This window comes from Myroides sp. LoEW2-1 (genome assembly GCF_009767705.1).
GTDB classification, from domain to species: Bacteria; Bacteroidota; Bacteroidia; order Flavobacteriales; family Flavobacteriaceae; genus Flavobacterium; species Flavobacterium album_A.
Window position 1 is genome coordinate 1 of sequence record NZ_WSPP01000147.1, and the last position, 7757, is coordinate 7757.

Annotated in this window: 7 protein-coding genes; 2 read left to right on the forward strand and 5 right to left on the reverse strand. The window is 35.0% G+C overall.

Features of this window, described 5'->3' with window-relative positions:
- The first annotated feature begins 131 nt into the window (after positions 1-131).
- Both GOQ24_RS09305 and guaB read left to right on the forward strand, forming a co-directional pair.
- Positions 132-998: a hydroxymethylglutaryl-CoA lyase gene (locus GOQ24_RS09305; RefSeq protein ID WP_155092607.1), complete on the forward strand. Its 867-nt coding sequence runs from the start codon at positions 132-134 to the stop codon at positions 996-998.
- Positions 999-1055: 57 nt separating this feature from the next.
- Entirely contained in the window at positions 1056-2528 is a 1473-nt protein-coding gene (gene guaB / locus GOQ24_RS09310; RefSeq protein WP_155092606.1) for an IMP dehydrogenase, read from the forward strand.
- 148 nt (positions 2529-2676) lie between these two features.
- Here the strand turns inward: guaB and nhaC are convergent, their stop codons facing one another.
- From nhaC to GOQ24_RS09335, 5 genes are all read right to left on the reverse strand, one after another.
- Positions 2677-4137, reverse strand: coding sequence for a Na+/H+ antiporter NhaC (gene nhaC / locus GOQ24_RS09315; RefSeq protein WP_155092605.1), 1461 nt, complete (start codon positions 4135-4137; stop codon positions 2677-2679).
- 283 nt (positions 4138-4420) lie between these two features.
- Positions 4421-4903, reverse strand: coding sequence for a hypothetical protein (locus tag GOQ24_RS09320; protein WP_155092604.1), 483 nt, complete (start codon positions 4901-4903; stop codon positions 4421-4423).
- Between the two features lie 45 nt (positions 4904-4948).
- On the reverse strand, positions 4949-5767 hold the full coding sequence (locus GOQ24_RS09325) for a 5'-nucleotidase, lipoprotein e(P4) family (protein WP_155092603.1): 819 nt from the start codon (positions 5765-5767) through the stop codon (positions 4949-4951).
- A 151-nt stretch (positions 5768-5918) separates the two neighbouring features.
- Entirely contained in the window at positions 5919-6854 is a 936-nt protein-coding gene (gene cysK / locus GOQ24_RS09330) for a cysteine synthase A (RefSeq protein ID WP_155092602.1), read from the reverse strand.
- A gap of 17 nt (positions 6855-6871) precedes the next feature.
- Positions 6872-7699, reverse strand: a complete 828-nt coding sequence (locus GOQ24_RS09335; RefSeq protein WP_155092601.1) for a serine O-acetyltransferase — start codon at positions 7697-7699, stop codon at positions 6872-6874.
- Positions 7700-7757 lie beyond the last annotated feature (58 nt).

Below are 7757 nucleotides of genomic sequence, written 5' to 3' on the forward strand. Positions count from 1 at the left end.
ATTCTAAATAACGAGCCTCTTTTTTATTTATCTATTTCAAATTCAGTTAACTAATGAAGTAAATTATTTGTATTCAATTTCAAATAATTCATTTTGTGAATTATCAAGTTTTCATCTATATTTGAAACACTATGAAACCAAAAGTAAAAATAATAGAATGTCCTCGTGATGCCATGCAAGGTATCAAGATGTTTATTCCGACTGAGAAAAAAGCACAATATATTCAAGCTCTTCTTAGAGTTGGATACGATACGATTGATTTTGGAAGCTTTGTTTCGCCTAAAGCGATTCCACAGATGCAAGATACTGCGGAATTATTAGGTCAATTGGATTTGAGTAGGACACAGAGTAAGCTTTTGGCTATCATAGCAAATACAAGAGGTGCTGAACAAGCAGCTCAATTCAATGAAATACAGTATTTAGGTTTTCCGTTTTCTATTTCGGAGAACTTTCAGATGCGAAATACGCATAAGACAATAGCAGAATCTATTGTGACTTTAGATGAGATATTAAATGTAGCGACCAAGAGCAATAAAGAAGTAGTAGCTTACTTGTCTATGGGATTTGGAAATCCTTATGGAGATCCGTGGAATGTAGAGATTGTTGGAGAATGGACAGAAAGATTGGCAAAGATGGGAGTGAAAATACTCTCTTTATCTGATACTGTAGGGAGCTCAACTCCAGAGGTGATAGATTATTTGTTTAGTAATTTGATTAAAGCATATCCTGATATTGAATTTGGAGCTCACTTACACACGACCTTAGATTCATGGTATGAGAAGGTAGATGCTGCTTATAAGGCAGGATGTTTGCGTTTTGACGGAGCAATTAAAGGATATGGAGGATGTCCAATGGCAAAAGATGATTTGACAGGGAATATGCCTACAGAGCGATTGCTAAGTTATTTTACAGCTAATAAGGTAGATACGAATTTGAGTGCTATGTCATTTGAGAGCGCTTACAACGAAGCGTTAAAAATATTTAATTTTTACCATTAAGTTTTTTAGTTTAATCAAAAAAAGCTAAATTCGCGTGCAATTCAATTACAATTGCACATGAAAGCACACACAACTAAAATCATCGGTCAAGGTTTAACTTACGATGACGTATTATTAGTTCCCAACTATTCTGAAGTATTACCTCGCGAGGTAAGTTTAAAATCAAAATTTTCAAGAAACATTACTTTAAACGTTCCTGTAGTGTCTGCGGCTATGGATACTGTAACGGAAAGTGAAATGGCTATCGCTATGGCTCGTGAAGGAGGAATCGGAGTGATTCACAAGAACATGACAGCGGAAGAACAGGCAAAAGAAGTAAGAAAGGTAAAAAGAGCAGAGTCTGGTATGATTATCGATCCTGTAACCCTTCCTATGTCTGCTACTGTAGGTGATGCGAAAAAAGCTATGGCTGAATTTGGTATTGGAGGTATTCCAATCGTTGATTCAGAAGGGTATCTAAAGGGAATTATAACTAATAGAGATATGCGTTTCGAGAAACAAAACGAACGCGCTATCACTGAGGTTATGACAAAAGAAAATCTTGTAACTGCAGCAGAAGGGACAACATTGGCTCAAGCAGAAGAAATTCTTCAAGAGAAAAAGATTGAGAAATTACCAGTTGTTAATGCTGATAATAAATTAGTAGGTTTAATCACTTTTAGAGATATCACTAAACTTACTTTAAAGCCTAATGCGAACAAAGATAAGTTTGGTAGACTACGTGTAGCTGCTGCTTTAGGAGTAACTGCTGATGCTGTAGACAGAGCTAAATTGTTGGTACAGGCAGGTGTAGATGCTTTAATCATTGATACGGCTCACGGACACTCACAAGGAGTAGTAGGGGTATTAAAAGAAGTTAAGAAAGCTTTTCCAGAAATAGATGTTGTGGTAGGTAATATTGCGACGCCAGAAGCTGCTTTATTTTTAGTTGAGGCAGGTGCTGATGCTGTGAAAGTGGGAATAGGACCTGGGTCTATTTGTACAACTCGCGTTGTTGCAGGTGTTGGGTTTCCTCAGTTTTCTGCGATTATGGAAGTAGCAGCAGCTCTAAAGGGAACTGGAATTCCTGTTATTGGGGATGGTGGACTTCGCTATACAGGTGATATTCCTAAGGCAATTGGTGCAGGAGCAGACTGTGTAATGTTAGGATCTATGTTGGCAGGTACTAAAGAGTCTCCTGGAGAAACAATTATTTTCGAAGGAAGAAAGTTCAAAGCCTACCGCGGAATGGGATCTGTTGCTGCAATGAAACAAGGTTCTAAAGACAGATATTTCCAAGATGTGGAAGACGATGTAAAAAAACTTGTACCTGAAGGAATCGAAGGTAGAGTGCCTTATAAAGGAGAATTAAACGAGAGTATGTTACAGTTCATAGGAGGTCTAAGAGCAGGGATGGGCTACTGTGGAGCAAAGGATATACCTACCTTGCAAGAGGTAGCGAGATTTGTTCAGTTAACAGCTTCTGGTATTGGAGAGAGTCACCCTCACAATATCACGATTACTAAATCTGCACCTAACTATTCTAGATAATAATTAGTTTACAGTTGATGGTTCACTGTTAACAGTAGAAATAATAAAATAACAAAAGGCTATTTCGAGAGAAATAGCCTTTTGTTATTTTATATAAGTTCTGCTTACCTCATGACGTAAGCGCAGAGTCATAATTCTTAATTAAAAATTATGCTTTTACAGCATCAACTAAACGTCTGATTTTAATATTTAATACCACATAAGTAAGAGATACAAATGGGGAAATGATATTAAAGAATGCATAAGGCGCATAAGTCATTGTATCAATACCTAATACCCCTGAGTGATAAGCTCCACAGGTATTCCATGGAATTAGCACCGATGTCACTGTCCCTGAATCTTCTAAAGTTCTACTTAAGTTCTCAGGTGCAAGTCCTTTATCTTTATAAGCTTTAGAGAACATTTTTCCAGGGATTACTAATGATAGGTATTGCTCAGAAGCAGTTAGGTTTACCACTACACAGCTTGCCATTGTACTTGCGAATAGCCCAAAAACTGACTTAGCTATACTTAATAATGTTTGTGTTATTTTCTTTAAAGCTCCGATAGCTTCCATTGCTCCACCAAAGAACATTGCACAGATAATTAACCATACTGTATTTAACATACTTTTCATTCCTCCTGCTTCAAATAAGCTATTTAAGCTTTCCATGGGAGATAGAATAGCAATATCTGTAGTAATGGCATTCATAATTCCTTTATAGGCTGTAACTGGTGTTAATGTAGTTCCTTCTCCTACAAAGGCTACTATATCTGGCTGGAAGAATAGAGCAAATACAGCACCTAGTAAGGTTCCCAGTAATAAAGCAAGGATTGGTTTCATCTTTTTTAATATTGCTCCAATTACAATCACAGGAACTAAGAATAACCAAGGTGTGATATTGAATGTTTGATCAATGGCTTGCAATGAAGCAGACATATCTATTGTATCAGGTACATCAAGATTAAAGCTGATGATGATAAATATAATTAGTGTTACTACATAGGTAGGGATAGTGGTGAACATCATGTACCTTATATGAGTAAATAAATCTGTACCAGCCATAGCAGATGCTAAATTAGTAGTGTCTGATAGGGGAGATAATTTATCTCCAAAGTATGCTCCTGAGATTACAGCACCTCCAATTAGTGCAAGTTCTATTCCCATTGCATTACCTATACCTACTAGTGCAATACCTACAGTGGCAGATGTGGTCCAAGAGCTACCAGTTGCTAAGGCAATAATGGAACAGATAATCACTGTTGCAGGGAGAAAGATATGTGGCTCGAGGATTTGTAATCCATAGTATATCATCGTAGGGATAATACCACTTAATAACCAAGTACCCGATAAGGCTCCTACCAGCAATAGAATATAGATTGCTCGTGTGGTTTCTCTTACGTTCTTGGTTATTTTTTTGATAATATCTTCGTAATCAACTTTGTTGTATAATCCTACTCCAATTGCTATTAATCCTCCGATTAATAATACAAATTGGTTTGATCCAGCGAGAGCCGAGCTTCCAAAGACAAAAACGTTGATACCTAAGAGAATGATAAGTATTACCATTGGGATTAACGATTGCAGGAGTGTAACTGGTTTTCCCTTGGATTTTTTATGTGATTTCATATATTGTTGTGGGTTATAATTTTTTTCAATATATGAAAATATGTTAAGTAACTTCTTATTTGGAAACGTTAAAATAAGGAATGAGTAGTGTTTGGTCGTTTATGATGAAGAATGTGTATTTTATAGGTGTTTGATTTTTAATGCATTGTGTTGCTAATTGCTTTTGTAGTACATGTTTTTTTGATTGTGTCATTTGTAATTGATTTTGTAAATTGATAAAATGGAATAATAAGAAAGGGGGACTATGCAGTCCCCCTTTTCATTATTTTAATCTTAGAAGAAGTTACTTCTTAAGGTATTTTACTGTTAAAATGCCATAAGCATTTTTCATTTTATCCATACTTAAGTCCATTCTATAGCTAAGTGTCATTGTAGTCTTGGTAACATTTACTATTGTTCTATCGTGGTATTTTTCATTGTCAAGCACGATTGTTGTCTTGTTAATTAGTTCACCTTCAACAATAGTTTCTTTATTAGATTTTGCAATATCTTTTAATGTTGCCTTATTACCTTCAATGATGAATGTTTCTTCTTTAGTCGGATCTTCTCCAAAAGGGATTTTATCATATGTGTATTCCACACCTTCAGGACTTGCGTGAAAAGGCTTTCCATTTTCATCAAAAGCAGCATAAGTCAATGTAGAAGATTCCCAAGTACCTTCTGGTGATTCCATTTCAGATCTTACAGGTGTGTTGTCATCACTCGAACAAGCTGTAAAAGCGATTGAAGTACTTACAAATAGTACTAAAGCCATTATTTTCTTCATGTAAATTGAATTTGTTATTAATTTATATTGTTGATAGAGTATGTCTTAAAAGCCTTTTACGCTTTTATTATAGATTTTATCTTTGTCTTCTTTAGAAAGGTCTTTTCTGTATTGGAATAATGCCGCTTCCCAATCTCCATAACCAGTATTTGGTAATACGATGAATTTTTTACCAAACTGCTCTCTATTGTTTTTTACATTTTCAATGCGTTCAGCTTGTGGTTTTTTATCCCAAAGAGTTGAGAAGTCAGATAAGTTATCACCTAAAAGCATTACGATCTCATGTGTTTCACTTAACTTTTGACGTCTTGTTTCTTTACTTGACTCAGCAGTTCTAACGATTACGTGTTCTTCATCTGCAAAAGGGTAATTGTATTTCACCAAGTTTTTCATTGTACCTGGTTTGTCATTTTGATTTCTATTTGTAATATAGAAAATCTCAACTCCTTTTGAAGCAGCATAGTTAAAGAATTCTTGACTACCTAATAAAGGAATAGCCTCCCCTTTAGAAGTCCAATCAGTCCAAGTTGTTTGGTCATAAGATTTTCCTTCACGAGCAGTTTTTACAGCATAAGGAGAGTTGTCTAAGAAAGTTTCATCAATATCTGTTACAATAGCAATAGGTTTGTCGTGATTCTCTTGTAAAATTAAATCTAATTGTAAGGTAGCAATGTTAAATGCTTGTGCGCAAAGAGCTTGATATTCAGCAGCATTTTGTTGAAAAACAGCAGCATATAATTTTCCATTTACTTCGATGTTGTTTAGTACATTGTCGTTTGTAGCTACAACTGATTGAGGAACTGATTTACAAGCTGTTAATGTTGCGAATGCTAGTCCTGCGATTAGGAAAGATCTTTTAAGCATAATTCTATGTTTTAACTGTTATAAGTATACAAAATTACAACTTTATATTTGATTAGAGCTATTCTGTTTGATATAGAACTTTTTAGTATAAGTATATAAAGATAAAAGCCATCTATTAATCATAGATGGCTTTTATTTTATTGATAATGAATTATTTAATCTCAGCTACTTTCTCGTCAAATAAGTCTGCTACCGACCAATATCTTTCTCCTGTATCATAATTAAACGTCAAAATAGTAGCACCTTTTTCTATTTCTGGTAATTTTTTGGCAATAGCTGCCAATGAAGTTCCCGTTGAAACACCAGCCAAAATACCTTCTTGACTTGCTATTTTGTTGGTGTATTCGTATGCTTCTTCTTTGTCGATTGTAATGATACCATCAAAAAGAGTAGTATTGACTACTTTTGGAATAAATCCAGCTCCAATTCCCTGTAATGGGTGAGGACCAGGCTGACCTCCACTTAAGACAGGAGAGTTAGCAGGCTCTACGGCAAATACCTTCATTTTAGGAAACTTCTCCTTTAATACTTCTGCTACCCCAGTAATATGTCCACCAGTACCAACACCTGTAATCAGATAATCAATTCCTTCAGGGAAATCATTAGCAATTTCTAAAGCTGTAGTGCGTTTGTGAATTTCAGGGTTCGCTAAGTTATTGAATTGCTGAGGTACCCAAGCATTGTCTATTTGTTCTGCCAATTCAGTTGCTTTTGAAACTGATCCTGCTGTACCTAATTCTTTAGGTGTTAAGACAAATTTGGCACCATAAGCAGCCATTAACTTACGTCTTTCTATACTCATTGATTCAGGCATAACTAAGATCAGTTTATACCCTTTTACAGCACAAACCATGGCAAGTCCCACACCTGTATTTCCAGAGGTAGGTTCGATGATTGTGGTATTTTTATTTATCAATCCTTTTTGTTCGGCGTCTTCAATCATAGCTAAAGCGATACGATCTTTTAAGCTTCCACCAGGATTTTGTTTTTCTAGTTTAATCCAAACATTTACATCATTGGGAAACAGTTTGTTGATTTTAATGTGGGGAGTGTTTCCAATCGCCTCCAATACGCTGTTTATTTTCATATTCTTTTTTTTTTAGGTTATATTACAAAATTGATAGGTTCTGGGTATATATCTTGGTCTTTAGAATAGCTCTTACTTTTACTGTAGATAATTGAATTAGGTTTAACGCTCTTGGTTAACCAAACGTTACCTCCAATAACAGTATCGTGTCCGATAGTTGTTTCTCCCCCAAGGATAGTTGCCCCAGAATAAATAATGACATTATCTTCGATATAAGGATGTCTACGTGTATTAGCTTTGTCTTTAGATACAGAAATAGCTCCTAAAGTTACTCCTTGGTATATTTTGACATTATTGCCAATAACACATGTTTCTCCAATCACAATGCCAGTTCCATGATCTATACAAAAACTACTGCCTATTGATGCAGCAGGGTGAATGTCAATACCTGTTTTGTTATGAGCATATTCTGTCCAAATACGAGGTAATAACTTAACCTGTTGTCTATGGAGCTGATGTGCAAAGCGATAAATCGCAATAGCATAAAAACCTGGATAAGCTATGTATACTTCTTGTAAGCAAGTAGCAGCTGGGTCGTTATTTAAAATTGCCTGAGCATCTGTTCGAAGAACAAAATAGATACTTGGCAATGCTTCAAAGAAATCACTGGCTATCTTATTAGATTTATCGATATCGTTATTTATATTAAATACAATAGAAATCAGTTCATTCTTTAGGATAGTTAATCGGATATTGATAGCTTGCTCTGAAGTATATTTTTTATCTTCTAATTGAAATAAAAAGTGAAAAAGTGAATCCGTAAATTGTTCAATTCGCTTTTTATCTAAGAAAGATTGAGAACTCTCATTCTGATGTAGTAATTCTTTTATAAAGTTTGTTTGCATTAAAAATTATTGAATTAATCTTTTCTGTTTATGTTACTTGTTGACTTATTCTATATTT

Excerpts from the sequence above, each read along its gene's own strand:
- guaB (WP_155092606.1), top strand. The coding sequence starts at position 1,056 with ATGAAAGCACACACAACTAAAATCATCGGTCAAGGTTTAACTTACGAT.
- GOQ24_RS09320 (WP_155092604.1), bottom strand. The coding sequence starts at position 4,903 with ATGAAGAAAATAATGGCTTTAGTACTATTTGTAAGTACTTCAATCGCT.
- GOQ24_RS09335 (WP_155092601.1), bottom strand. The coding sequence starts at position 7,699 with ATGCAAACAAACTTTATAAAAGAATTACTACATCAGAATGAGAGTTCT.
- GOQ24_RS09325 (WP_155092603.1), bottom strand. The coding sequence starts at position 5,767 with ATGCTTAAAAGATCTTTCCTAATCGCAGGACTAGCATTCGCAACATTA.
- nhaC (WP_155092605.1), bottom strand. The coding sequence starts at position 4,137 with ATGAAATCACATAAAAAATCCAAGGGAAAACCAGTTACACTCCTGCAA.
- GOQ24_RS09305 (WP_155092607.1), top strand. The coding sequence starts at position 132 with ATGAAACCAAAAGTAAAAATAATAGAATGTCCTCGTGATGCCATGCAA.
- cysK (WP_155092602.1), bottom strand. The coding sequence starts at position 6,854 with ATGAAAATAAACAGCGTATTGGAGGCGATTGGAAACACTCCCCACATT.